22 protein-coding genes are annotated in these 23,612 nt (G+C 72.3%); 11 read left to right on the top strand and 11 right to left on the bottom strand.

What is annotated here, in order from left to right; all coding sequences use genetic code 11:
• Positions 1–86 precede the first annotated feature (86 nt).
• Genes OG322_RS30775 through OG322_RS30760 form a run of 4 tightly spaced genes read left to right on the top strand, consistent with a single transcriptional unit; the run spans position 87 to position 3,971 of the window.
• Entirely contained in the window at positions 87–281 is a 195-nt protein-coding gene (locus OG322_RS30775; protein ID WP_123469781.1) for a ferredoxin, read from the top strand.
• Positions 278–1,489 (top strand): NAD(P)/FAD-dependent oxidoreductase, encoded by a 1,212-nt coding sequence (locus OG322_RS30770; protein WP_405701748.1) that lies wholly within the window; start codon positions 278–280, stop codon positions 1,487–1,489. Before OG322_RS30775 ends, OG322_RS30770 begins: the two co-directional genes overlap by 4 nt.
• Positions 1,486–2,757, top strand: coding sequence for an NAD(P)-binding domain-containing protein (locus OG322_RS30765; RefSeq protein ID WP_329307267.1), 1,272 nt, complete (start codon positions 1,486–1,488; stop codon positions 2,755–2,757). The genes OG322_RS30770 and OG322_RS30765 overlap by 4 nt, the downstream gene beginning before the upstream one ends.
• On the top strand, positions 2,757–3,971 hold the full coding sequence (locus OG322_RS30760; RefSeq protein WP_329307266.1) for a cytochrome P450: 1,215 nt from the start codon (positions 2,757–2,759) through the stop codon (positions 3,969–3,971). Before OG322_RS30765 ends, OG322_RS30760 begins: the two co-directional genes overlap by 1 nt.
• 126 nt (positions 3,972–4,097) lie before the next feature.
• Here OG322_RS30760 and OG322_RS30755 read toward each other — a convergent pair whose 3' ends face one another.
• Entirely contained in the window at positions 4,098–4,805 is a 708-nt protein-coding gene (locus OG322_RS30755; RefSeq protein WP_123468865.1) for a TetR/AcrR family transcriptional regulator, read from the bottom strand.
• Positions 4,806–4,868: 63 nt separating this feature from the next.
• Between OG322_RS30755 and OG322_RS30750 the strand changes: the two genes are divergently transcribed.
• A complete protein-coding gene (locus tag OG322_RS30750; protein ID WP_123469785.1) occupies positions 4,869–5,846 on the top strand; it encodes an ATP-binding cassette domain-containing protein in 978 nt (325 codons plus the stop codon).
• A complete protein-coding gene (locus OG322_RS30745; RefSeq protein ID WP_123468867.1) occupies positions 5,843–6,679 on the top strand; it encodes an ABC transporter permease in 837 nt (278 codons plus the stop codon). The genes OG322_RS30750 and OG322_RS30745 overlap by 4 nt, the downstream gene beginning before the upstream one ends.
• A 43-nt stretch (positions 6,680–6,722) precedes the next feature.
• Here OG322_RS30745 and OG322_RS30740 read toward each other — a convergent pair whose 3' ends face one another.
• From OG322_RS30740 to OG322_RS30730, 3 genes are all read right to left on the bottom strand, one after another.
• Positions 6,723–7,331: a TetR/AcrR family transcriptional regulator gene (locus tag OG322_RS30740; RefSeq protein ID WP_242644331.1), complete on the bottom strand. Its 609-nt coding sequence runs from the start codon at positions 7,329–7,331 to the stop codon at positions 6,723–6,725.
• 176 nt (positions 7,332–7,507) lie between these two features.
• Positions 7,508–7,771: a hypothetical protein gene (locus OG322_RS30735; protein WP_123468871.1), complete on the bottom strand. Its 264-nt coding sequence runs from the start codon at positions 7,769–7,771 to the stop codon at positions 7,508–7,510.
• A gap of 280 nt (positions 7,772–8,051) precedes the next feature.
• Entirely contained in the window at positions 8,052–8,861 is an 810-nt protein-coding gene (locus OG322_RS30730) for an SGNH/GDSL hydrolase family protein (RefSeq protein ID WP_124286476.1), read from the bottom strand.
• A 208-nt stretch (positions 8,862–9,069) separates the two neighbouring features.
• Here OG322_RS30730 and OG322_RS30725 point away from each other — a divergent pair, with 208 nt between their 5' ends.
• A complete protein-coding gene (locus OG322_RS30725; RefSeq protein ID WP_405701732.1) occupies positions 9,070–10,176 on the top strand; it encodes a DUF5925 domain-containing protein in 1,107 nt (368 codons plus the stop codon).
• A 74-nt stretch (positions 10,177–10,250) separates the two neighbouring features.
• Here OG322_RS30725 and OG322_RS30720 read toward each other — a convergent pair whose 3' ends face one another.
• Positions 10,251–10,625 carry a GntR family transcriptional regulator gene (locus tag OG322_RS30720; RefSeq protein WP_123468875.1) on the bottom strand — a complete coding sequence of 125 codons (375 nt, stop codon included), beginning with the start codon at positions 10,623–10,625 and terminating at the stop codon, positions 10,251–10,253.
• A gap of 253 nt (positions 10,626–10,878) precedes the next feature.
• Between OG322_RS30720 and OG322_RS30715 the strand changes: the two genes are divergently transcribed.
• A complete protein-coding gene (locus OG322_RS30715; protein WP_266412347.1) occupies positions 10,879–11,799 on the top strand; it encodes a GNAT family N-acetyltransferase in 921 nt (306 codons plus the stop codon).
• A complete protein-coding gene (locus OG322_RS30710) occupies positions 11,780–12,277 on the top strand; it encodes a DUF402 domain-containing protein (RefSeq protein WP_266412346.1) in 498 nt (165 codons plus the stop codon). Before OG322_RS30715 ends, OG322_RS30710 begins: the two co-directional genes overlap by 20 nt.
• Positions 12,278–12,337: 60 nt before the next feature.
• On the opposite strand, the gene OG322_RS30705 is transcribed toward OG322_RS30710, so the two are convergent.
• Entirely contained in the window at positions 12,338–13,816 is a 1,479-nt protein-coding gene (locus OG322_RS30705) for a trifunctional class I SAM-dependent methyltransferase/NUDIX hydrolase/VOC family protein (RefSeq protein WP_329307265.1), read from the bottom strand.
• A gap of 213 nt (positions 13,817–14,029) precedes the next feature.
• On the opposite strand from OG322_RS30705, the gene OG322_RS30700 reads away from it, so the two are divergent.
• A complete protein-coding gene (locus OG322_RS30700) occupies positions 14,030–15,070 on the top strand; it encodes a lytic polysaccharide monooxygenase auxiliary activity family 9 protein (RefSeq protein ID WP_124286472.1) in 1,041 nt (346 codons plus the stop codon).
• A 64-nt stretch (positions 15,071–15,134) separates the two neighbouring features.
• On the opposite strand, the gene OG322_RS30695 is transcribed toward OG322_RS30700, so the two are convergent.
• The 3 genes from OG322_RS30695 to OG322_RS30685 form a co-directional block, all read right to left on the bottom strand.
• Positions 15,135–16,028 carry an esterase/lipase family protein gene (locus tag OG322_RS30695; protein ID WP_329307264.1) on the bottom strand — a complete coding sequence of 298 codons (894 nt, stop codon included), beginning with the start codon at positions 16,026–16,028 and terminating at the stop codon, positions 15,135–15,137.
• Between the two features lie 188 nt (positions 16,029–16,216).
• Positions 16,217–17,230: a DNA polymerase Y family protein gene (locus OG322_RS30690; RefSeq protein ID WP_329307263.1), complete on the bottom strand. Its 1,014-nt coding sequence runs from the start codon at positions 17,228–17,230 to the stop codon at positions 16,217–16,219.
• Positions 17,227–20,757, bottom strand: coding sequence for a DNA polymerase III subunit alpha (locus OG322_RS30685; RefSeq protein ID WP_266412345.1), 3,531 nt, complete (start codon positions 20,755–20,757; stop codon positions 17,227–17,229). The genes OG322_RS30690 and OG322_RS30685 overlap by 4 nt, the downstream gene beginning before the upstream one ends.
• A gap of 129 nt (positions 20,758–20,886) precedes the next feature.
• Between OG322_RS30685 and OG322_RS30680 the strand changes: the two genes are divergently transcribed.
• The gene (locus OG322_RS30680; RefSeq protein ID WP_123468889.1) at positions 20,887–21,936 is read left to right on the top strand and encodes a DUF3533 domain-containing protein; all 1,050 of its coding nucleotides are present in this window, start codon (positions 20,887–20,889) and stop codon (positions 21,934–21,936) included.
• On the opposite strand, the gene OG322_RS30675 is transcribed toward OG322_RS30680, so the two are convergent.
• Both OG322_RS30675 and OG322_RS30670 read right to left on the bottom strand, forming a co-directional pair.
• Positions 21,899–22,309 carry an Ig-like domain-containing protein gene (locus OG322_RS30675; protein ID WP_329307785.1) on the bottom strand — a complete coding sequence of 137 codons (411 nt, stop codon included), beginning with the start codon at positions 22,307–22,309 and terminating at the stop codon, positions 21,899–21,901. The genes OG322_RS30680 and OG322_RS30675 overlap by 38 nt on opposite strands.
• A gap of 257 nt (positions 22,310–22,566) precedes the next feature.
• Positions 22,567–23,586 (bottom strand): NEW3 domain-containing protein, encoded by a 1,020-nt coding sequence (locus OG322_RS30670; RefSeq protein ID WP_329307262.1) that lies wholly within the window; start codon positions 23,584–23,586, stop codon positions 22,567–22,569.
• Positions 23,587–23,612: the final 26 nt, after the last annotated feature.

Genomic DNA, 23,612 nt, shown 5'->3' with positions numbered 1-23,612 from the left:
AACTAAGTTAGGTGCTTAGGGCAACCACATGGTGCCTGGCTCTGGGTCGCCCGTTTGCCGCGGGCTGGACAGAAGTGGATCCCCCCATGGACATCTCCATCGACTTCGACAAGTGCTGCGGTGCCGGCCAGTGCGTGCTGGCGGCGCCGGAGGTCTTCGACCAGCGGGACGAGGACGGCGTAGTGGTCCTGCTCGACGACAACCCGCCGGCCGAGCAGGCCGAGCACGTGGTCCAGGCCGCGGCGGTCTGCCCGGCCGCCGTGATCCAGGTGCGGGTGTGAGTGCCGCGGCCGCCGCTCCGTCGCGGATCGCCGTGGTAGGCGCTTCCGCGGCCGGACTGAGCGTCGTGGAAGGACTGCGGCGCGAGGGCTACACCGGATCGCTCACGCTGATCGGCGAGGAGCGGCACCTTCCCTACGACCGGCCGCCGCTGTCGAAGCAGTTGCTGTCCGGCGCCTGGGACACCGGCCGGCTCCGCCTGCGCGGCGAGGACGACCTCACAGCCCTCGACCTCCAACTGCGCCTGGGCCGACCGGCTGTTGCCCTGGACACCAGCGCCCGTCAGGTCACCCTGGCGGACGGCAGCCTCGTTGGTTACGACGCCCTGGTGGTGGCCACCGGCACCCGGGCCCGTCGGCTGCCGGGCACCGAATCAGTGCGCGGGGTGCACGTCCTGCGCACCCTGGAGGACGCGCTCGGGCTGCGCGAGGACCTCGCGAAGCGGCCGCATCTGGTCGTGGTCGGCGGCGGCTTCGTCGGGGCCGAGGCCGCCGCCGTGGCCCGCCGCCTGGGCTGCGAGGTCACCCTCGTCACCGACACCGCCCAGCCCATGGGCGACGCCCTCGGCGACGAACTGGGCGCCTTGCTGCGCACCGTCCACCACGAGCACGGCGTGCGGGTCGAGACCGGGATCCGCGTCGATGGGGTTCTCACCGACGGCGGGCGGGCGCGCGGGGTGCGTCTCGCCGATGGCCGCACCGTGGCCGCGGAGGCCGTCCTGGTCGGCATCGGCGCTCGGCCCAATACCGAGTGGCTCACCGGCAGTGGCGTTCCGGTCGGTGACGGGGTGGAGTGCGACGCCACGCTGTATGCCGGCTCCGGGGTGTGGGCGGCGGGTGACGTCGCCTGCTGGCCTCATGCCCGCACCGGTGAGCCCTGGCGGATCGAGCACCGTACGAACGCCGCCGAGCAGGGCCTGGCCGTCGCCCGCAACATCCTGGCCGGACCCGGGCGCGCCACCCCCTTCGAATCGGCGCCCTACGTGTGGTCCGACCAGTACGACCTGAAGATCCAGATCTACGGCCGGACCCACGGCGCCGACGAGTTCCGCATTGTCGAAGGCAGCGTGGCCCAGCGCAAGTTGGTCGCCCTGTACGGCAGGAACGGCCGGACCTGCGCGGCGGTCGGCATCAACATGGTCCGGGCCCTGCGCGGCTACCGGGCACAGGTCGCCGCGGCGGCCCCCCTTCTCATCGGGAGTGCAGCATGAGCGACACCCTCCGCGCCGGTGTGATCGGCCTGGGAATGATCGGCGGCGGTGTGGCCGTCAGCCTGGCCCGCAGCGGACGTGTTCCCGCCGTGTACGACCTCCGCCCGGACGCCGCCGCGGACCTGGCCGGTGTGCCCGATCCGCTCGGGTCGCCCGTCGAGGTGGCCAGAATCTCCGACGTCGTGATGGTCGCGGTGGTCAACGCCGACCAGGCGCGCGAGGTCTTCGACGGCAAGGACGGCCTGCTGCGCGCGGCCCGGCCGGGCCTGACCGTCGCCCTGCTCGCCACCGTCGCCCTGCCGGTCGTCCACGAACTGGCCGCGCTCTGCGCCGAACGGGGCGTGGGCTTCCTCGACTGCGGGGTGACCCCGGGCGACCAGGCCGCCGAGAACGGCATGGTCGCCATCCTCGGCGGAGAGCAGAGCACCGTGGACGCGGCCCTGCCCGTCCTCGAGGACTGGGCGAAGCGGGTGGTGCACTGCGGCCCGACCGGCGCCGGCATGGCCACCAAGATCGCCCGCAACGTTGTCACCTACGGCAGTTGGCGAACGGTCACCGAGGCCGCGGCGCTGGCCCGCGCCGCGGGCGTGGACCCTGCCCGGCTCGCCGAGGTCATCGACGCAGCCGACCCCGAGGGGCGCACTCTGCTGCAACTGTTGCGCATGCAGGACGCCGACGGCGTGCTGCCCGAGGCCGTCGGCCGGCAGGTCGAACCCCTGATGACCAAGGACCTCGATGCGGCCCGGGACCTCGCCGTCGCCCTCGGTGTCCGGATCCCCCTCGTCGAGACGGTACGTACGCAGGTCCGCCGCACCCTCCAGCTCGACGCCGGACCGGAGCCGTCCCCGGCGCCTTCCAAGGACGACGTTCACGCCTACGGCCTGCACATGATGGACCAGGCGTACGGCCCCGGCTTCAGCGCCGCAGTCCAGGACAGCGGCGACCCCTTCAGCGCCGAGACCGTCGACTACCTCTTCGCCCAGGTCTGGGGCCGCGAGGGCCTGTCCGTCCGTGACCGCCGGCTGCTCACCCTCGGCGTCGCCGCCACCGTCGGCCGGCCCGAACTCGTCCAGATCATCGCCAACGGTGCGCTGGTCAACGGCGAACTGACCACGGAGCAGCTCCGCGAGGCCGTCCTGCACCTGGCCGTCTACACCGGCTGGTGCAAGGCCACCGCCACCCACACCGGCGTCACCGCCGCGATCGACGCACACACCGGCGCCCAGCCCTCCAGCAGCCGACCCCCCACCACCGCGCAGGAGCAGTAATGACCGAGAACCTCGTCAGCCAGCCCGTCACCCGTGAGGCCGGCGCACCCCTCGACCCCCCGGCCGAGTACACCGGGCTGCGGGAGGAGCAGCCCATCGTCAAGGTCCGCTTCCCCAACGGCTCGACCGGCTGGCTGGTCACCCGCTTCGAGGAAGGCAGCCAGGTCTTCACCGACCCGCGCCTGAGCGCCAGGCGCCCGCGCCACGACACCCCAGAGGGGGAGGTTGCCGAGGCCGGTGAGGACGCCCCCTTCGACGCCGGCTTCGTGATGATGGATGAGCCCGAGCACGGCGCCTACCGCCGCCTGCTCACCGCCCGTTTCACGCCCAAGGCCGTGCAGAACAAGCTCCAGCCCTACCTCGAAAAAGTCGTTGACGAGCACCTGGACGCCATCGCCGCCGGCCCCGAGACCTTCGACTTCGTCCAGGCCATGGCCCTGCCCATTCCCTGCCTGGTGATCTGTGAACTGCTCGGCGTCCCCTACGAGGACCGCGACGGCTTCCACGAGGCCACCGTCGATCTCATGGACATGGCCAAGAGCCGTGAGGAACGCGACAAGGGCGCCCACTGGCTCATCGGCTACATCACCGAGCTCGTCGCCGACAAGCGCCGCACCGGAGCCAGGGACGGCATCCTCGCCGAACTGATCCACAAGACCGACGGCGACGAGGCGGCGCTGACCGAGAAGCAGCTCATCGGCCTCGGTGTGCTGCTGCTGTTCGCCGGACACGACACGACGGCCGCCATGATGGGCCTGTCCACCCTCACCCTGCTCACCCACCACGAGCAGCGCGAGCAGATGCTGGCACACCCGGGGAAGATCGGCACCACGGTCGAGGAGCTGATGCGCTACCTCACCATCGTCCAGTTCGGCCTGGGCCGCGTCGCCAAGGAAGACCTCGAACTCGCCGGTGCCCCCGTCAAGAAGGGCGACCTGGTCGTCGTCGCGATGAACGCCGCCAACCGCGACCCCCGTACCTTCCAGGACCCCGACACCCTCGACATCGACCGCAAGATGGTCCGCCACATGGGCTTCGGCTACGGCGTCCACGCCTGCCTCGGCCAGAACGTCGCCCGCGCCGAACTCAGGACCGTCCTGCCCAAGCTCTTCCAGCGCTTCCCCAACCTGCGGCTCGCCACCCCGCTGGAGGAAGTCCCCATGGACTTCACCGGTACCAACTACGGCGTCCGCAAGCTCATGGTCACCCGCTGACCCAGCCCCGGTTCGGGCACCGCTCCCCGAGCGCCTCACCTCCCGTGATGGGCAGCGCGCTCCGGGGAGCGGTCCCGGCCGCGGCACGACTCCACGCACTCTCACGAGCGCGTGATCGAACACGGCCTAGCGGCCGAACGAGTCCAGTAGCCGGCCGATCGCCCGGTCGAAGAGCTTCTCCTCGTCGACCGGCCCGGCGTCCTCGGCGAATCCCGCCGCCAGGCGCGGGTACTTCCCGGTCGACATCTGACTCATCAGATAGCCGGTGCGGGCGGCCTGTTCCTGCTCCTCGGTCCAGGGCAGCGAGCGGCCGCGCTCCGCCGTGGCGATCTCATGGGCGGCGTAAGTGGTGACCACGCCGCTGACCATGGCGACGAGTTCCATCTTCGCGCCGAACCGTGCGTCGACGCCGTCCAGGCAGCTCAGCGTGTATTCCAGATAGCGCAGGATGTTCGGGCTGAATCCGTACACGGGTGACATCAGCCGGGGCACCCAGGTGTGGCGGTGCATCATCTCCCGGGCCTGACGGGCGAGGGCGAGGATGTCGGCGCGCCAGTCGCCGGAGGGCTCCGGGTAGTCGTAGCCGGCGCTGACCGCGTCGAGCATCAGCTCGTACAGGTCCTCCTTACGGGGCACGTAGTTGTACAGCGACATCGTGCCGCAGCCCAGCTCGGCCGCCACCTTCCGCATCGACACCGCGTCAAGGCCCTCCGCGTCCGCGATGCGCACGGCGGCCGCCGCGATGTCCGCACGGTGGTACGCGGGCTTCGGCCCGCGGCCGGACCGCTCCGGACGCGCCCAGATCACTTCGGGTACAGCGGGTCGCTCCACCATTGATCATCACCTCGACCACCATGGTAGTTACGTACACCGTACGTAGTGCGCTACGGTTACACCATGACAACTACGTACACCGTACTTAGTGAAGGTCTGGAAAAGCGCTACGGCGAGGTGCACGCACTGCGCGGCCTCGATCTGGCCGTGGCCGAAGGCACCGTCTGCGGGGTGCTGGGGCCCAATGGCGCCGGCAAGACCACCGCTGTCCGGGTGCTCACCACGCTGACCGCGCCCGACGGGGGCAGCGCCCGGATCGCCGGTCACGACGTGGTGCGCGAAGCCGGTGCGGTCCGGGCGGCGATCGGCGTCACGGGGCAGAGCGCCTCGGTCGACGGCGAGCTGTCCGGCCGTCAGAACCTGCGGCTCTTCGCCAGGCTGCTGGGGTTCCGCGGCGAGGCCGTCCGGAGCCGGACCGAGGACCTCCTCGAACGCTTCGGGCTCGCCGACGCGGCCGACCGCCCGGCCCGCACCTACTCCGGCGGGATGCGCCGCCGGCTGGACCTCGCCGCCAGCCTGCTGGCCCGGCCGCACGTGCTGTTCCTGGACGAGCCGACCACCGGGCTCGACCCGCACAGCCGCAACCAGATCTGGACAGCGGTACGGGAGCTGGCGGGCGCCGGCACCACCGTCCTGCTCACCACGCAGTATCTGGAGGAGGCCGATCAGCTGGCCGACGACATCGTGCTCGTCGACAGCGGCCGGACGGCCCACCGGGGCACCCCGGCCGAGCTGAAGGCGCAGATCGGCAGCTACGCCGAGGTGGTCGTCGGCCATCCGTCGGCACTCGCCGCGGCCGCGGCCGTCCTGGACCGGCTGACAGGCGCCGAACCGGTCCTGGACCACGAGCGCCGCACGGTGGGTGTCGTCGCCTCCGACCCCACGCTCACGCTCCCCCGGATCGTCCGCGAACTGGACGCGGCGGGCGCGGCGGTGATCGACGCGAGTCTGCGGCCGCCCACCCTGGACGAGGTCTTCCTGCGCCTGACCGGCCGTGACACCGGCCGCACCGTCCCACCGACGAAGGAGATGGCGGCATGAGCGGCAACACACTCGTGGCGGAGCGGCCCGTCGCGGGCACCGCCGGGAACGCGAGCACACCCGTCGCGGACGGACTGGCCGTACTGGGCCGCCACCTGCAACGGATCAAGGCGGCCCCGGGCGTACTGATCCTGACCCAGACCATGCCGATCACGATGCTGCTGTTCTTCGGGTACGTCTTCGGCAGCGCCCTGGCCGTGCCGGGCCAGGAGTACCGGGCCTTCCTGGTGCCGGGTCTGCTGGCGGCGACCGCGGCGAACGGCATCATGACCGGGATGTTCCAGTCCGCGCAGGACTGCCATCGGGGCGTGATGGACCGGTTCCGCACCCTGCCGATGAGCCGGTCCGCCGTGCCGTTCGGGCAGACCGCGGCCGACCTGCTGACCACGGCCGTCGGCATGATCCCGCTGGCCCTGGCCGGGCTCGCGGTGGGCTGGCGGATCGAGGGCGGCCCGGCCGCCGCGCTGGGGGCGTTCGGACTGCTCCTGCTGTTCCGGTTCGCCACCGCGTGGGTGGGCTGCTGGCTCGGGCTGCTGATCCGCAGCGAGGAGGCGGCCGGCCAGCTGGGCTCCGCCACGTTCATCCTGCCGCTGCTCTCCAGCGCGTACATCCCGACCGGGAATCTGCCGGGCTGGCTGCGCACCCTCGCGGAGTGGAACCCGATCAGCGCCGTCGCCGCGGCCACCCGCGATCTCTTCGGCAACGCCGCACCGGCCGCCGACGCCGCCTGGCCGGTCGTCCACCCGGTGGCCGGGTCACTGCTCTGGTCGGCGGCGCTGCTCGCCCTCGCCGTGCCGCTGTCCGTACGCCGGTACGCGCGCGGCGGCGAGTGACGGGCCGGACGGCCGCGGAGGCCACCGGTCACCCGACAGCCTCTCAGCCGGTCAGCGCGGCCGGCCGGTCGAGCGCACCCAGCAGAGAGACAAAGCTCGACTCCAAGAACGCGCCGAGCTCCGCGAGGGCATCCGGTCCGTCGGGCGGCCAGTTGGTGACGGCCTCCTCCGCGAAGGCCATCCAGGCCCGGGCCGCGACGAGCAGCCGCGGCGAATCCGGCATCCCGAGCCGCCGTTGACCCTCCTCCACCCGCCGGGCCAGGGTGGCGCGGGTGGACTCGACGATGTCCTCCACCGCGGGATGGCTGCCGCCTGCGCCGCGGACCAGAGCGAGATAGACCTTGCGGTGCTCCGTGACGTACGCCGCGAATCCGGCGATGAACGACCGCAGCCAGGGGACGGGCTCCAGCAAGGGGTCCGGTTCCGTGGCCGCGGCGAAGTCGTCGCACTCCCGCCGGACCACGCAGCGGTAGAAGTCCCGCTTGGAATCGAAGTAGTGGAAGAGCAGCCCCCGGGAGATACCGGCGCGGCGCGCCACATCGTCGGTGGAGAGCTCGTCCAGCGAGCAATCGGCGAGCATGTCCACGCCAATCGATACCAGTTGCGCCCTTCGCTCGTCGGGACTCAGACGCGCGGCTCGCTTCTCGGGCATGCGGTCAGTCCAGAAGTACTTCGACACCGAATTACCTCGACACCCACTTCACCGTCAACCGGTACGCGCCGACGCCGCACCAAGGGCCTCACGCGGACATGGCGACGCGCCACTGCCGGCTCCGGGGATGACGGAAGAGCGGGCAGCAGCGCGATACCTGGACCGGGGCCGTCGGATCAGCGGCGGCTGCCGAAGAGCGAGCGTCGCAGTCGTCGCAGAGGCGCGAAGAGCGAGACCCGCGCACTCTTGCTCCGGCGTGTGTGCGCGGCGTCGCGCGAGGTCAGCTCGCGCATCAGCATCGTCGCCTCCGCGGAATCGCGCTGCGGGACGACAGGGCCGCCCAGCACCGCGAGATGGCGGTCGAGGCGCGAACTCGTCGCTCCGCTCCCGCAGGTAATAGCAGGCACTCGCGGCCTGCTGCGCACCGTTATCTGTTCCATGTCACTCCCCACCCGTACGAGGGCACCCGGCCCGGGCAGGTTAACCCTAACCCCCCGCGACGACACCCGTGTATCCCGGGCACAGGATTGAGCACACACATACGGAGGTTGACGACCGTTCTCCGAATATGCCCGATTCCAGGGCGAGTTGGACAGAGCGTCAGCGACCGGACACCCCGGGCCCGATCCGCGGAAGGTACCCGGAAGGAGGCCCCTGCCTGCGGGACCTCCTCCCCGGCGGACAGCCGAAGCGGATGGCGGAAGGGCGTCGGCGCCGGTGTCAGGCGACCGAGTTGAGGACCGGCAGATAGCCACCGGACTGCCCGGCGGCGAAGGGGTGGTACGACTCGCCGATGTCGAGCCAGTTGAGGCTGTGCAGCCAGGCGCTTCCCGAGCAGATCTCGTGCCCGGTGAACTTCCCCGCGACGTCACCGAAGGTGAAGCCGTGGTCGGCCGCACGCTTGGCGGTGGCGGCGTTCAGATAGTCGGACGCACCGTTGATGGCGGTGCGCACCTTGTCACTCAGACCGACGACGCAGCTGCCGCCGATCTTGTAGAAGCGCGGGTAGCCGAGGACGACGACGTGGGCGGACGGAGCCTTGGCGCTGATCGCCGAGTACACCGAGTCGAGCTTGCCCGGCAGCGTGGAGTCCACATAGCTGCGGGCGGTGGCGATCCGGTTGAGACAGGTGGCCTCCGACTGGAGGACGCAGGTCGTCATGACATCGGAGAATCCGGCGTCGTTGCCGCCGATGGAGATGGAGACGAGGTCGGTCGAGGGGCTGAGCGGTCCGAGCTGACCGGCTGTCACGTCGCCGGTACGGGCCCCGGAGCAGGCGGTGAAGGCGAAGGAGGCGGGCGAGTGGGCGGCCGCCCAGAGCGAGGGATAGGCGAGGGTGCTGCGCTTGCAGTCCCCACTGGAGCTGATGTAGCTGCCGGAGCCGACCCCCGAGGAGTACGAGTCACCGAGGGCGACATAGTCGACGGCCTGAACGGACGGAGCGGCGTTCGCGGTGGCCGCCCCGGTGAGGGCGATGACGGCACCGAACAGCAGTGAGGACGAGAACGCCACGAGTCTGGACATTTTCATGGGACCTCCGTTGGACCGACCAGCAGGATCTCTGCCACATACGTGGTAGCAGCAGGGACGGCCATTCCGGAAGTGTTCATGCCAAGTCCATCGGATGAGCTTTGGGCGCCGGTCCCCTGAGGGCGCGTCACTCCGGCGCGCGGGTGGCGCGGCGAAAGGTGGCGAAACCCGGGTGCGCCGGGTGCGCCGGTGCCGGATCATGGGCGCCATGCCTGCCAACCCCGAGTCCGCTCTGCCGATCCGGCTCACCGTCGACGACAGCGACTCCCCGTCCGACGTCGTCGACGCGCTGTTCCTCGGCCGCTTCGCGACGGGCGAGCAGTCGTACTCGCACAGCACCTCCCTGGACCGGGTCAGGAGCGGGGCGACGCTGCTGCCCCCGGCCGCCACGGTGCTGCGAGCCGCCCGTGACGACGACCGCAGCGCCATGCTCGCCGAGGGCGAGGGCTGGACGCTGCTCGTCTCACGGTGGAACCGCGGCGCCGACGTCACGGTCACCGCGACCACCCCCGAACTGGCCCAGAAGGTGCTCGGCGAAGCGACGGACGGCGCCCGGGACGAACCCGATCCGCAGCCCGAGAACGTGACCATGGGCTTCTGGCACGTGTCGCCGCGCCGCGGCCCGTGCCGCACCACCCGGCAGATCACGGCCGGCGCCTGGGACGAGGTCCGCACCAACTACACCGCACCGGTGGCCGATGCCATGGACCGGCTGATGAAGGTCACCCCGGACGACATCGCGGGCCGGCTGCTCCTGCTGCACGGTCCGCCGGGCACCGGCAAGACCTCCGCGCTGCGCACCTTGGCGCGGTCCTGGCGGGACTGGTGCCAGGTCGACTGCGTACTCGATCCCGAACGGCTCTTCAACGACGTCGGCTACCTGATGGACATCGCGATCGGAGAGGACGACGGCACGGCGAAGGGCCGCTGGCGGCTGCTGCTCCTGGAGGACTGCGACGAGCTGATCCGGGGCGAGGCCAAGCACACGGCCGGTCAGGCGCTGTCCCGGCTGCTGAACCTCACGGACGGACTGCTGGGCCAGGGCCGCAATGTCCTCGTCGGGGTGACCACCAACGAGGACCTGGAGCGCCTGCACCCGGCGGTCGTCAGGCCGGGCCGCTGCCTGGCCCGGATCGAGGTGGGCCCGCTGACCCGCAAGGAGTCGGTGGCCTGGCTGGGCACGGACGAGGGCCTGAGCCGCGACGTGTCCCACGAGGGCGCGACCCTGGCGGAGCTGTACGCGCTGCGCCGCGGCACGGGCCCCGCGTCGGTCCCCAGGCAGGACTCGGGCGCGGACGCGGGCCTGTACCTCTGAGAGCGGGCCGAGCCCGCGCGGCACAGGTCCACGTCCGTCCGGCGATGGAGGGCACCGCACCGGGCCGCCCTCGCTCAGCCCGCGTACACCGCCCGCACCGCGTCCTGCGCCAGCGCGAGCGCCCGCGCGCGGGAGACCCCCAGCCGCCGGGCCTGTTCCGCGTACTCCCGCGCGGCGGAAGCCGCGTTGCGGTCTGCCGCGTCCCCCGCGGCGGCGACGAACGTCCCGTTGCGCCCCCGCGTCTCGATCACCCCGTCCGCCTCCAGGGCCCGGTAGGCCTTGGCGACCGTGTTGGCGGCGAGGCCCAGCTCCTCGGCGAAGCCGCGTACGGTCGGAAGTCTGTAGCCCACCGGCAGCGCGCCGGAGCGGGCCAGTTCGGAGATCTGCGTGCGCAGCTGCTCGTACGGGGCGGTGCCGGAATCCGGGTCAACGGAGATCTTCAGAGTCACGGCCCGATTCTCCCCCCACCGCCCGGAGCCGTCGCCCCTGCCCCGCCGACGCCTCCCGCCCTCTTCGGCCGCAGCGCCTCCCGTGCGAGGCCGCCCGGATCAACAGCGCCCCGATCCATGCCACTTGAACCCAAGGGGTGACAGGACATGTCCCACGTCACGCAGGCAGACAAGCAAGCAGGCAAGGCGCGGCATCCCCCGTCGCCGGAAAATCACGGGCGGCCGGGCCGTGGCTCCGGATACGGTCCGGCGCATGACTGTCATCGTGCGCGACTTCCGGCCCGCCGACGCCGAGGACTGGGTACGGGTGCGCCGCGCGGCACTCCCGTTCTTGGTGACCACACCGGAAGCGGTCGTCTTCAGCCTGGCGACCGCCCATCCCGACAAGCGCTACCGCCTGCTGGTCGCGGAGGAGGACGGCGAGATCATCGGAACGGCCCAGGCGGGTCTGGCCCATGAGAGCCCCAGGCCCGGTCAGTCGTCCTGCAATCCGCACGTCCATCCGGAGCGGACCGGCCGGGGCGCGGGCACACTGCTGCTGCGCACGGCCGAGGAGCATCTGGCTCTGTCCGGTGCGACCGAGGTCTACAGCTGGGTGCTGGACACCCCCGGCGACCGGGCGTTCGCCGAGCGGCGCGGCTACGCCCCGAGCCGGCCGGCGCACTTCATGCATCTGGATCTGGCGGGCGGCACGCTGCCGCCCCGTCAGGAGCTCCCGGCCGGTGTCGAGCTGCGGACCGGCGCCGATTTCGACGACGACCCGCGACCGCTCTTCGAGGCGGACGCCGAGACCACCGCGGACGAGCCCAGCGACACACCGGCCCAGCCGTCGGACTACGAGAGGTGGCTCGCCGAGACCTGGCGCGGTCCCGCGCTCGACCACCGGCTGACCTCGGTGGCGGTGGTCGACGGCGAGGTCGCGGCGTTCAGCGCGGCGGAGTGCGACGGCGCGGGCCGCTACTGGTCGGGAATGACCGGCACCCGGCGGGCGTACCGCGGCCGCGGGCTGGCGAAGCTCGCCAAGAACGACTCGCTGCACCGGGCGCGCGCCGCCGGGTACACCGACGCGTACACCGGCAACGACGCCGACAACGGTCCGATGCTGGCGATCAACCGCTGGTTCGGCTACGAGATCTGTGCCACGGAGGTACGTTATGTCCGCCACCTCGGCTGAAGCCGGACTGACCGTCGTCCTGGTCAAGGCCGGAAAGGCCAAGATCAGCTACCCGGCCGCCCTGCTCGCCGACAACGGCACCCGGGTGACGGTACGGGCGCCCTGGGCCTCCGCCCGGGTCCGCGACTTCGGCTTCGTACGCTTCGAGCCGGGTGATGTGCTCACCGAGCACTACTGGCGCGACGCCTGGTTCGCGGTGAAGGAGGTCCGCAGCGGCGCGGGCGAACTCAAGGGCTGGTACTGCGATGTGACCCGCCCGGCCGTGCTGCGGGACGGCGAGCTGGTCGTGGAGGACCTGGACCTCGATCTGTGGGTGTCGGCGGACCGTTCCGGCGTACTGCGGCTGGACGAGGACGAGTTCGAGGAGAGCGGACTGGCCGATCGAGACCCGGAGGCGGCACGTGCCGCCGTCGAGGCGCTGGACGAGCTGGAACGCCTCGCCCGTACCCCGGAGGGTTTCGCCGGCCTGCTGGGCTGAGCGCCCCGCACCGCCGGGCCCGGCGGAGCCCCCCGCACCGCCGGCCCGGCCGAGGGCCCCTCAGCCGGCCACCAGCTCCACCTCGTACCCCGCCGCGTCCTCCAGGTAGGCGGCCACGTGTCCGTCGCCGCCCGCGTGAGGGTGACGGTCCGTGAAGAGCAGCCGCCAGCCGTGCTCAGGAGCGCGGGCCACCAGTGCGTCGAGGGCTGCCCGGTCCGCCACGTGGAACGCCAGGTGGTTGAGGCCGGGACGGCACCGCTCGTGCGCTCCGGGGACCAGGTCGGGCGACTGCTCGATCACGACGTAGCTGTCACCCCGCCGCCAGCTGCGCCCGTGCGCCCACCGCTGGTACGGGACATGGCCCAGCTCGCCGAGGAGCCAGCCCCACCCCGTCTCGGCCGCCGCCAGATCGGGCACCCACAGCTCGATGTGGTGGACCCGTCCGGTGCGGACCCCGCCGCCCGGCAGCGGGACCGCACGGCGCGGTCCGCGCGGTTCGTACGCGACGGTGTCGCCGTCCTCGTGCCAGTGGATCAGGAAGCGCTCCCCCGCCCGGTAGCCGTCGAGTCCGGCCCGGCAGTACGCGACCATGTCGTCCGGAAGGGCGGCCAGCGGAAACCACGCCAGCTCCGAGCACTTGTCCGGTTCGCGGTTGTACGGCGGCCGGGCCGGGTCGTACTCCGCCTCGAAGAACCAGCCGGTCCGGGGAGTGCCGCCGGGCCCCCGGTGCTGCATGACGAGGGCCACCCGCAACTCCTCCGGATCGAGGGCGATCCCGGTCTCCTCGGCCGCCTCGCGGATCATGCCCTCGCGGACGTCCTCGCCGTCCTCGACATGTCCGGACGGGGCGTGCAGCAGCCCGTCCGCGTACCCCGTACCGGCTCGGCGGGCGAGCAGGACGTCGGAGCCGCGCCGCAGGATCAGATGCACGTCCACGACCTCGGTGTGCCGGCGCGGCGGTTCGGCACGGGCGACCAGGGCGTAGCGCTCGTCGTCGACGTCCTTGCCCCAGAGATCACGGTCGCCGGAGAGCCGCTCGTGGTGGATGCGCTCGGTGAACGGGGCGAGCAGCGCGGTGAGCTGCCCGGCGGACAGCCCGACCCCGTTCCACACGCCCTCGATCAGCACCAGCCTGCCGCCGGGCCGCAGCAGACCGAACCAGTGCCGCAGGACCGCCGCCGGGTCGGACAGCAGCCACACCACGTGCCGGGCCAGGATCACATCGAACCGCTGCTTGCCGACGGGCGGCGCGGCGGCGTCCCCGGCCAGCACCTCGGTGCCCGTCCCGGCCAGCTTGGCGCGCGCCTGCTCCACCATGCGCGGCGAGCGGTCCACCGCGGTGACCCGGTGCCCCTGCCCGGCGACGAGCAGCGCCAGGCTTCCGGTGCCGCACCCCAGGTCGAGAACCTCGGCACGCTCCCGGGGCAGCCAGCTCTCCAGCCGCTGCGCCCAGGCGTGCCGGACCACGGGGTCGAGCAGACCGTGGTCGGGCTCCTCGTCGAAGGAATCGGCGGCGGAGTCCCAGTCGATCGTCGTCATGCACCGATCGTGCCATCTGCCTCTGACAGCGGCTGAATTCGGTCCGGGGCAATCGGGGACCGCGATCCGGGCCGGTCGTTCTTAATCGATTCTGAGGGGCTCCTTAAGACCGTCATAACGATCGCCACCAGGCCCGTTCCGAGGCCGGTCCGGGGCCTGGCGGCAGCTAGCTTGCACACACCAGACGTGGACCGCCGAAGGAGTACCGCCACCATGGCCGTCATCACCACCGCCCGTCGCAGGGCCGCCGGTATCGCCGTGCTCGGTGCGGCACCGCTCGCGCTGACCGTTCTGGCCGCGGCCCCGGCCTCGGCGCACGGCTCGCTGTCGGACCCGGTCAGCCGGGTCTCGGCCTGTTTCGCCGAAGGGCCCGAACACCCGCGGTCCGCGGCCTGCGTGGCGGCGGTCGCGGCGGCCGGCACCCAGGCGCTGTACGACTGGAACGGCGTCAACATCGCCAACGCGGCGGGCAAGCACCGGCAGTTGATCCCGGACGGCAAGCTGTGCAGCGCGGGCAACGACAAGTTCAAGGGGCTCGATCTGCCGCGCGCGGACTGGCCGGCGACGAAGCTGGCGGCGGGCAGCCACACCTTCCGCTTCCGGGCCACCGCCCCGCACAGGGGCTCCTTCGCGCTGTATCTCACCACGGCCGGCTACGACCCGGCGAAGCCGCTGAAGTGGTCGGACCTGGAGGAGAGGCCGTTCGCGGGAGCGACCGACCCGAAGCTGGTGGACGGGTCGTACGTCTTCGACGGCACCGTGCCGAAGCGCGCGGGACGGCAGCTGATCTACACCGTCTGGCAGCGCTCCGACTCACCGGAAGCGTTCTACGCCTGCTCCGACGTGGTCTTCGGCGGTGCGGACAAGGGCGCTGCGGGCAGCGGCGACGCGGGCGGAAGCGGGTCGGTCGCCGCGGTTCCGGCTCCGTCCGCGTCCGCCCCGTCCGAGCAGGAGATCACCGGGGCCGAGGCCAAGTCGTCGGTGGAGCACGGCGGCCACGGTGACGACGACGCCGATACGGGCGCGGCGGTCACGGAGGCGGCCGGCACTCCCAGTGCGGCGGCCAACGCCCCCGAGCCGGACAGCGCCTCCGTCGCACCCGCCACGGGCGGCCCCGGCCTCGCCGAGACGGGTGGCGGCAGCGGCACGTCGTACCTGACGATCGGCGGCGCGGCCGCGCTCGCCGTGGGCGCGGCCGCACTGTTCGCCTCGGTCAGGCGCCGGGCCGTCCCCAGCGCACGGCGCGGCCGCTGAGCGGGCGGACGGCCCCGGGCGCTCCCGGGGCCGTCCGGTCCCGGCCCGATCCGGACGAAAGGCCCTATCCGACGACCGAGGCGCAGGTGGTCCGGGTGGCGTGCGCCGGGTCCAGGGCGTTCGCCACCTCGTGGTAGGCGACCCGGTCCACGGTCCCGATCGCGACGTGCTCGGACAGGTCGGCCGGGCACAGGTCCTGGAGCAGGACGTTGTGCACGTCGGGCCCGTCCAGGAACTGCGTCCGGTACGGGGTCACGACCTCGTCGTACCTGGTCGAGATGACGGTGTAGTGCACGCCGGGCACGGTGTCGCCGCCCGCGTTGAGCTTGGTGACGAAGGGGGATCCGGCCACCTGGTCGGCGAGTCCGGGCGTGCCGGCGTTGAGCAGGTCCTCGGCGCCGGGGAAGTACGGGAGCAGCTTGGTCAGGCCCAGGAGGGTGGTGCCGTGGTTGTCGGGCGCGAGCCCGATCATGGCGTTCACCTTGGCTCCCCCGCCGAGGAACTTCAGGTAGTAGTTCGGCATCATGCCGCCCTGGGAGTGGCCGACGATGTCCGCCTTGGGCGCCCCGGTGGAGGCGAGCACCTTGTCGACGAAGACCGCGAGCTGCCCGGCCGACTTGTCGATCGGTCCCAGGCCGTTGAAGAGCGGCACACCGGGGAGCTGCCCGTAGTCGAGCGAGTAGACGCAGTAGCCCCGGTTCACCAGGTAGGGGGCGAGGACGAGCCAGTTGTCGACCGAGTTCCCGAAGGTTCCGTGGACCAGGACGACCGGCCGGGGGTGGGCTGCGGAGGGTTTGCAGGAGTAGTCGTTCCAGCCACGCGAGGTGGCCGTGGCGGCGGTGGGGGTGGCCGCAGCGGCAGTGGCCGTGGGGGTGGCGACCGCGGCGACTGCGAGGAGCAGTGCGGCGAGGATTCTGCGCGCTCGTGGGGTGCGCGGCGCACGGGTCCAGGGCAGCATCGTGTGTTCTCCTTGCGGCTCAAGGGAGTTGCGATGTCTGTGCACCCTGCGGCCCGGACCACAAGTTCTGACGATGTTCTGCGTGCTCATGCCAACTTACGCACGAGTAAGGTTGCCTGGGAAGTTACGCGTCGGTAAAAACTGACGCGGTGGTAACCGTAGCTTCAGGACACTCCGCGGCCCGAGGTTCAGGCCGCGAGTCGCCCCGGCATCACGGCCTGCGGTCCGAATCTGGCCCGCAGCCGGTCCGCCACCGCCTCGATCCGCCGCGCCCGTTCGTCCACCGGATCGAACGTCAGCTGGTGCGCGGCCCGCCCGGCGTCACCGAGCCCCTCGGCGCGCAGGGCGATCCCCCGCACCCGGGCCCGCTGCAGGGCGAACGAGTCATGGATCCGGTACGCGAGCGCGGTGAGCTCCGCGGAGTGGGCGGTGGGCTCGCGGAGCGTACGGCTGCGGGTCAGCGTCGAGTAACCGGTCCGGTCGGCATAGCGCACGGAGACCGCGAGCGAGCGGCACACCTGCCCCTCGCCGCGCATCCTCGCCCCCAGTTCCTCGGTGAGCGACATGAGCGCGCGCCGCTGCCGCTCCCGGCCCAGCTCGTCGCGCGGGAAGGTGCGTTCGGCGGCGACCGACCGGGCGGCGGCGTTCGGCACCACCGCCGTACGGTCGATGCCCCGCGACCGCTCCCACAGCTCGCGCCCGGTCCGCACCCCGGTGATCCGCTGGAGGGTGCCGAGCGGGGCGGCCGCGATCCGGCCGACGGAGTCGAGCCCGTATCCGCACAGGGTGCGGGCCGTCGCGGCCCCGACGCCGTCCAGTGCGGCGGCCGGCCGGTCCGCGAGGAAGGCGGCGGCCCCGCCGACGGGCACCACGAAGGTCGTCCCGGGCACGGCCCGCCGCGCCGCCATCCGCGCCAGCATCGGGTTCTCGGCGGCCCCGATCGCGCAGTCCACCCCGTGCAGGGCCAGCGCGCGGACCCGGACCACCGCGGCCAGGCCGGCCGCGTCCCGCCCGAAGTAGCGCAGCGCGCCCCGCACATCGGCGAGCGCCCCGTCGGGCGGCGCCGCCTCCACGGCCGGGGTGAACGAACCGAGCAGGGCCAGCAACCCCGCGTAGCCGGCCCCGTCCGGAGCGCCGCCGCCGACCCGGCGAAACCGCAGACAGAGGATTGCGGGCTGGAGGGTTTCGGGCTGCTCGCTCATCCCGCGCTCCCCGGGCTCTGGTGCCACAGCTTCCGTCCGGTGGGCGTCCCCTCACCGGGCGGCTGGAGGTCCGCCCAGGGGTTCATCTCGTAACCGGTGGGCATCCGGATGCGGCGGCCGTCGCCGTCGGCGGGCGCCTCCCCCTCCGGGCCGGTCGCCTCCGGCGCGGGCTCCTGCGCCAGCCGGGCCGCGACCGCGTCGAGCCCGCCGGTGCGCCGCAGTTCGGCCAGCTCGGCCAGATTCCAGGCGGCGGCGCCGACCACGCTCAGGCTCCGCGGCCCGCGCCGCTGGACCACCCCGCGCACCAGCAGCAGCCAGGAGTGGAAGACGGTGTACGCGCAGGCGGCGTGGCTGTCGTCGAAGAACGCCAGGTCGACCAGGCCCGTACCGTCGTCCAGGGTGGTGAAGACGACCCGGCGCCCGGAGCGGACCGGCGGGGTCTGGGTGGCCGCCTTGGCGCCCGCGACCAGCACGGTCTCCCCGTGCCGTGCCTCGCGCAGCCGCTTGGCGGAGACCGCTCCGAGCTCCTCCAGGAAGGCGTGGTGATCGCTCATCAGATGGCGTGAGACATCCATGCTCAGCACGCCCAGCTCGGCACTGAGCCGCTCCGCCTCGTTGAGGTCGGGCAGGCCGATGGAGCCGGTCCGGTGCCCACCGCCGAGCGGGAGCTGCGCGCCCGCGCCGCCGGAACCCGCGCCCCGCTGGGCGCGGTGCAGCTCGGACAGATGCAGCAGCAGATCACGGCGGTTGGCGCCGAACGCGTCCAACGCGCCGACCTGGGCCAGCCGTTCGGCGGCCGGCTTGCCCGGACGGGCCCGCTGCCAGAAGTCCAGCAGCGAGGTGTAGGGCTGTCCGGCCTCGATCCGGGCGACCTCGGCCGCGCTGATGCCGTGGACGTCCGAGAGCGCCAGCCGCAGACCCCAGACCTCCCTCTCCGCCTCACGATCAGACATCAGTTCGATTCGATGGGCGGCCGCCGACCGGTTCACGTCCAGCGGCAGCACCGGCACCCCGCGCCGCCGCGCGTCGGCGAGCAGCAGCCGCTTCGGGTACATCCCGGGGTCGTGGGTGAGCAGCCCGGCGTAGAAGGCCGCCGGGTGGTGCGCCTTCAGCCATGCCGACTGGTACGTCGGCACCGCGAAGGCGACCGCGTGCGCCTTGCAGAAGCCGTAGCTGCCGAACGCCTCGATGATCTCCCAGGCGCGGGCGATCACTTCGGCGCCGTATTTCCGGGCCGCCGCGTGCTGTGCGAACCAGAGCCTGATCCGGCCCTGCGACTCGGGGTCGGAGAGTCCGCGCCGGACCCGGTCGGCCTCATCCCGGCCACAGCCGGTCATGATGTCGACCATCTCGATGATCTGCTCGTGGAAGACCACCACCCCGTAGGTCTCGCGCAGCGGCCCCTCCAGGTCGGGGTGCGGATAGCGGACGGGCGCCCGGCCGTGCCGGGCCTCGATGAACGGCCGCACCATGTCGGCGGCGACCGGACCGGGCCGGAAGAGCGATATGTCGACGACCAGGTCGTGGAAGCCGGCCGGCTGGAGCCTGCCGATCAGATCACGCTGGCCGGGCGACTCGATCTGGAAGCAGCCCAGTGTCTCAGCGGTCCTGATCAGCCGGTACGTCTCCGGGTCACCCGGCGGCACGGCGTCCAGGTCCACCTCCCGCCCCGAGGCCCGCTTCACCTCCGTGACCGCGTGCGCCATCGCCGACTGCATCCGTACGCCCAGCACATCGAGCTTGAGCAGCCCGAGGTCCTCCACGTCCTCCTTGTCGAACTGCGCCATCGGGAAGCCCTCGCCGCTGGTGGGCATGACGGGGGTGCGGCGCAGCAGCGAGGCGTCGGAGAGGAGGACCCCGCACGGGTGCATGGCGATACCGCGCGGCAGCCCGTCCAGCGCCTCCACCAGTTCCCACAGCCGCCCGTACTTCTCCTGCGCCCTCGCCACCTCGCGCAGTTCGGGCAGTTCCTCCATGGCCGCGCGGGCGTCGCGGGCCCGGATGTGCGGGAAGGCCTTGGCGAGCCGGTCGGTCTCGGCCGGGTTCATCGAGAGCGCGGCGCCGACGTCCCGGATGGCGTGACGCACCCGGTAGGTCTCGGGCATGGCGACGGTGGCGACCCGTTCGGCGCCGAAGCGGCCGATGATCGCGCGGTAGACGTCGAGGCGGCGGGCCGACTCGACGTCGATGTCGATGTCGGGCAGCACGAAGCGGCGCTTGGACAGGAAGCGCTCCATCAGCAGCCCGTGCTCGACCGGGTCGGCGTGGGCGATGCCGAGGAGGTGGTTGACCAGGGAGCCCGCCCCGGAGCCGCGGGCGGCCACCCGTACCTTCATCTCCCTCACGTCGTCGACCACTCGGGCGACGGTCAGGAAGTACGAGGCGAAGCCGTGGTGGGCGATGATGTCCAGCTCGTGGTGCATCCGGTCCCAGTAGCCGGGCCTGCGGTCGTAGCCGCGCAGCACCATGCCGGCGGCGGCACGGGAGGCCAGCACCCGCTGGGCGGTGCGGCGGCCGGCGCCGACGAGATGCGGTTCGGGGAAGTGGACGGAGCCGAGGCCGATGTCGCCCTCGGGGTCGACGGCGCAGGCGTCGGCGGTGTGCCGGGTCTCCGCGAGCAGCCGGGCCCCCGCGCCGGGGCCGAGTCCGGCGGCGGAGGTGATCCGCTCGGCGGCCTCGGCCATCGCGCGGGCGCCCTTGAGCCAGCGCTCACCGCTGTCGAGCGGGGCGCGGCGCGGGTCGACGGGGACGAGCCCGCGGGCCGAGTCGAGCACATCGGCGACCGGGCCCTGCCCCGCGTCGGCGTACCGGACGGCGTTGGTCAGCACGGCCCGTATCCCCTGCTCGGCGGCGAAGCCCACGGTACGGGCGGCGAGCCGCAGTGAACCGGGTCCGGTGCCGTCCCGGCCGTGGTGGACGGCTTCGAGCCGCAGACCGTCGCCGTACAGCTCCCGCCAGGGGGCGAGCAGGACGGCGGCCCGGTCGGGACGGCCCGCGGCCAGCGCCCTGCCCACCTCGGAGGCCGGGCCGAGCAGCACGGTGAGTCCTTCGGCGGGCAGCGAGGACCGGTCGAGCAGGGGCCGGCCACCGTCGGGGACGGCGGCGTGGGAGGCGGTGACGAGGCGGCACAGTTCGGCCCAGCCCTGCGCTCCGTCGCGGGCGAGGAAGGTGACCCGGGGGGCGGATTCATCGACAAAGGCACCACCGCGGACCGGGGTCCGCAGCCGGTGCGTACGCCCGTCGCCCTGTGCACGTCCGGCGGGGGTGACCGCGAGCTCCACCCCGAAGAGCGGCCGCACACCTGCCCGCTCGCAGGCCTTGGCGAACCGGACCGTGCCCGCGAGGGTGTCGCGGTCGGTCAGCGCGAGAGCGTCCATCCCCCGCTCGGCGGCGCGCTCCGCCAGCCGCTCCGGGTGCGAGGCCCCGTACCGCAGGGAGAACCCGGAAACGGTATGCAGATGCGTGAACCCTGACACCCGCACCTCCTGGACCGATCCGTTACCCACCACCCCCTCGCTCTCCACCATAGACCACGTTCGAACATTCGTGCGATACCCGAGAGGCGAGCCACCCCTCGGCCCATCCCCCAGCCGCCCCCTAAGCCATTCGGCCCGGCCCCGACTGCACGAACGACGGGCACCCCGGACGGTGGGGTCATGACTTTCGCTGATGAGGTGAAGAACGCCGTCACTCCGCGGGCCGCGCTGCTCGTCATCGGCGTACTGGCGCTGCAACTGCTGTTCATCGCGTCCTACGTCGGAGCGCTGCACAAGCCGAAGCCGACGGACGTCCCCTTCGGGGTCGTCGCACCCCAGCGGATCTCCGCCCGGCTCCTCACCGAACTCAAGGACCTCCCCGGCGGCCCGCTGGACCCCCGCGCGGTCAGCGACGCGGCCACCGCCCGCCAACAGATCCTCAACCGCGACATCGACGGCGCCCTGATCGTCAGCCCTCGGAGCACCACCGACACCGTGCTGGTCGCCTCCGGCGGGGGCGCCGTGCTGGCCGAATCGCTGACGAAGATCATCACGAAGGTCGACCTCTCCCAGCGGCGCACGGTCCGCTCCGTGGACGTGGCCCCCGCCTCGGACGAGGACTTCGACGGGCTCTCGTCCTTCTACCTGGTGGTGGGCTGGTGCGTCGGCGGATACCTCTGCGCCTCGATCCTGGCGATCAGCGCCGGCAGCCGCCCCGCCAACCGTCAGCGCGCCACGATCAGGACCGGGGTCATGGCCCTGTACTCGATCGCGGGCGGAATCGGCGGCGCGGTGATCATCGGGCCGATCCTCGGCGCGCTCCCCGGAAGCTTCTGGGGACTGTCGGGCCTGGGCGCGCTGACCGTCTTCTCCGTCGGCATGATCACGCTCGCCCTGCAGGCGCTCACCGGCATCGTCGGCATCGGCCTGGCCGTCCTGCTCGTGGTGATCGCGGGCAACCCGAGCGCGGGCGGCGCCTTCCCGCTCCCGATGCTGCCGGACTTCTGGCGGGCGATCGGCCCCGCGCTGCCGCCGGGGGCCGGAACCTGGGTGGCGCGCTCGATCGCGTACTTCAAGGGCAACGCGGTGACCGGTCCGCTGCTGGTGCTGTCCGCGTGGGCGGTGGTGGGCACGGTCGTCACCCTGCTGATGGCCATGCGCAGAAAGCCGGAGGCGGCGGACGACGCCCCGCTCACGGGGACGGCGGGCGGCGGCTCGACGGCGAGGTAGCGGACGGGGAGGCCTGCGGCGGGGGCGACACCGACACGGTCACCGGGTTGGAGACGACCCGGTGACCGCCGATCGTGGCCCGGGCCGTGATGACGGTCCGCCCGGTACCGACCACCGTGACCAGACCGCGGCTGTCGACCGTGGCGACGGAGGGGTCCGAGCCGGTGTACGTGACCTCGACGGTACGCCTGGCGTTGTCGACCGACGCCCCGCTCGACACGGATCCGATGACTGAAGCCTGTTGCCCTTGGCCCGCATTCTTCTCGGTGGCGACAGCGGGTGGCGCAGCACAGAGGACCACAACACCACACACCGTGGCAGTGGCGGCAAGCACCTTGAGGCGGCGGGGAGTGCGGGCAGCCCGCGGCTGCATGGACCTCATGGCGTCCCTTCCTGGGAAACGAGCTCGACATCCGGTGAATCGACTCCACGGGAAGACAGAGGCCAACTCACCAGGAGAACAAGGGAAGTAACAAAATCCGACACAAACAGGGTGTGCGGCCACGGAGACGGCCATGCCTCGTGCGGGGCGCGCGGAACAACGGGCCCGCCCGCGTCACTTGAGGTGATGCGGGCGGGCCCGTTGTCATGCCGACGCCCCGGAAGGGGCGCCGCCTCCGCCCTCGGACGTCAGGAAGCGATCGCCATGTCGAAGATGTGGACATTCGCGTTCGCGGGCAGGACCACGAACTCGACCGTTCTGGACGCGTCCAGCGGGATCGAGTTGGCGAACACGCTGTACTTCACCGTGGCGTTGCCGTACCCGTCGGGCCGGTTGCGGCCGTCGGTGGACTTGACCAGCGTCGCACCATGCGCCGTGACCGGGTCGAACGACCAGTTGGGGAAGCCGAACGACGCCGTGTCGGATGTGCCGTCGGTGTAGAAGACGGTGGCGCTGCCCGTGGCCCCGCTGCCGACGCCGGAGCCGAGGAACACCAGCTCGGTGCCCTTGCCGGTCAGCTCGACGGCCTGCCCGGAACTCGCCACGTTGTCCTTCGAGCCGGCCGGCACGTCCGGCCAGGTCAGTCTCGCGCCCAGGGCCTCGACGGTCGCCCCGGGAGTGAGGCCGACCGCGGCGAGCTTCTGCGCCGAGAAGGTGTTGCCCTCGCCGTCGTAGTCGCCGGCCGTCGTGGCGGACTCGTCGGTGACGGCCACACCGTTGTACGCCGCCGCCAGGTTCGCCTGCGGCGATCCGGAGCGCTCGGACCGGGTGCCGGTGGCCGTTCCGCGGCCGTCCCCGCCCTGGTAGACCGCGGTCGCCGTGAACGTACGGAGCACAAAGCCGGAACGCTTCTCCGGGACCTGGATCCGGAACGTCGCGGAGGCGGAGGCGCCTGTCGCGAGGGAGCCGTCCACGCCGCGTACGGACGGCTGGACCGCCCACCCGACAGGCCCGGCGAACGACACCTTGAGGGAACGCAGCCGCTGCGGGGCGGTGTTCTTGACGGTGACCTCCACCGCCGAGATGGCCGGTCCGTCGAGATCCACGGGAGAGACGGTCACTTCGGTCCGCGCGTCGGAAGCGGCCGCCTGCTGCGTGGCCGCGGCCGGCTCGGCGGGCGCGGCCGTGGCCGCCTGCACGGGAACGAGCATGATCGCCGCCGTCACGGCGACGGCTCTGAGCGGGTTGATCAGTCGGGCCGGTCTCATGACGTGCTCCTTGGTGAGGGAGGTCT

The organism is Streptomyces sp. NBC_01260, assembly GCF_036226405.1.
Lineage (GTDB): Bacteria > Actinomycetota > Actinomycetes > Streptomycetales > Streptomycetaceae > Streptomyces > Streptomyces laculatispora.
The sequence above is the reverse complement of the archived record's forward strand: the minus strand, read 5'-3'. Positions and strand labels throughout refer to the sequence as shown.

Coding starts and splice junctions, on each gene's coding strand:
- OG322_RS30775 (WP_123469781.1), top strand. CDS start 87: ATGGACATCTCCATCGACTTCGACAAGTGCTGCGGTGCCGGCCAGTGC.
- OG322_RS30765 (WP_329307267.1), top strand. CDS start 1,486: ATGAGCGACACCCTCCGCGCCGGTGTGATCGGCCTGGGAATGATCGGC.
- OG322_RS30760 (WP_329307266.1), top strand. CDS start 2,757: ATGACCGAGAACCTCGTCAGCCAGCCCGTCACCCGTGAGGCCGGCGCA.
- OG322_RS30755 (WP_123468865.1), bottom strand. CDS start 4,805: ATGGTGGAGCGACCCGCTGTACCCGAAGTGATCTGGGCGCGTCCGGAG.
- OG322_RS30750 (WP_123469785.1), top strand. CDS start 4,869: ATGACAACTACGTACACCGTACTTAGTGAAGGTCTGGAAAAGCGCTAC.
- OG322_RS30745 (WP_123468867.1), top strand. CDS start 5,843: ATGAGCGGCAACACACTCGTGGCGGAGCGGCCCGTCGCGGGCACCGCC.
- OG322_RS30740 (WP_242644331.1), bottom strand. CDS start 7,331: ATGCCCGAGAAGCGAGCCGCGCGTCTGAGTCCCGACGAGCGAAGGGCG.
- OG322_RS30735 (WP_123468871.1), bottom strand. CDS start 7,771: ATGGAACAGATAACGGTGCGCAGCAGGCCGCGAGTGCCTGCTATTACC.
- OG322_RS30730 (WP_124286476.1), bottom strand. CDS start 8,861: ATGAAAATGTCCAGACTCGTGGCGTTCTCGTCCTCACTGCTGTTCGGT.
- OG322_RS30725 (WP_405701732.1), top strand. CDS start 9,070: ATGCCTGCCAACCCCGAGTCCGCTCTGCCGATCCGGCTCACCGTCGAC.
- OG322_RS30715 (WP_266412347.1), top strand. CDS start 10,879: ATGACTGTCATCGTGCGCGACTTCCGGCCCGCCGACGCCGAGGACTGG.
- OG322_RS30710 (WP_266412346.1), top strand. CDS start 11,780: ATGTCCGCCACCTCGGCTGAAGCCGGACTGACCGTCGTCCTGGTCAAG.
- OG322_RS30705 (WP_329307265.1), bottom strand. CDS start 13,816: ATGACGACGATCGACTGGGACTCCGCCGCCGATTCCTTCGACGAGGAG.
- OG322_RS30700 (WP_124286472.1), top strand. CDS start 14,030: ATGGCCGTCATCACCACCGCCCGTCGCAGGGCCGCCGGTATCGCCGTG.
- OG322_RS30695 (WP_329307264.1), bottom strand. CDS start 16,028: ATGCTGCCCTGGACCCGTGCGCCGCGCACCCCACGAGCGCGCAGAATC.
- OG322_RS30690 (WP_329307263.1), bottom strand. CDS start 17,230: ATGAGCGAGCAGCCCGAAACCCTCCAGCCCGCAATCCTCTGTCTGCGG.
- OG322_RS30685 (WP_266412345.1), bottom strand. CDS start 20,757: ATGGTGGAGAGCGAGGGGGTGGTGGGTAACGGATCGGTCCAGGAGGTG.
- OG322_RS30680 (WP_123468889.1), top strand. CDS start 20,887: ATGACTTTCGCTGATGAGGTGAAGAACGCCGTCACTCCGCGGGCCGCG.
- OG322_RS30675 (WP_329307785.1), bottom strand. CDS start 22,309: ATGCAGCCGCGGGCTGCCCGCACTCCCCGCCGCCTCAAGGTGCTTGCC.
- OG322_RS30670 (WP_329307262.1), bottom strand. CDS start 23,586: ATGAGACCGGCCCGACTGATCAACCCGCTCAGAGCCGTCGCCGTGACG.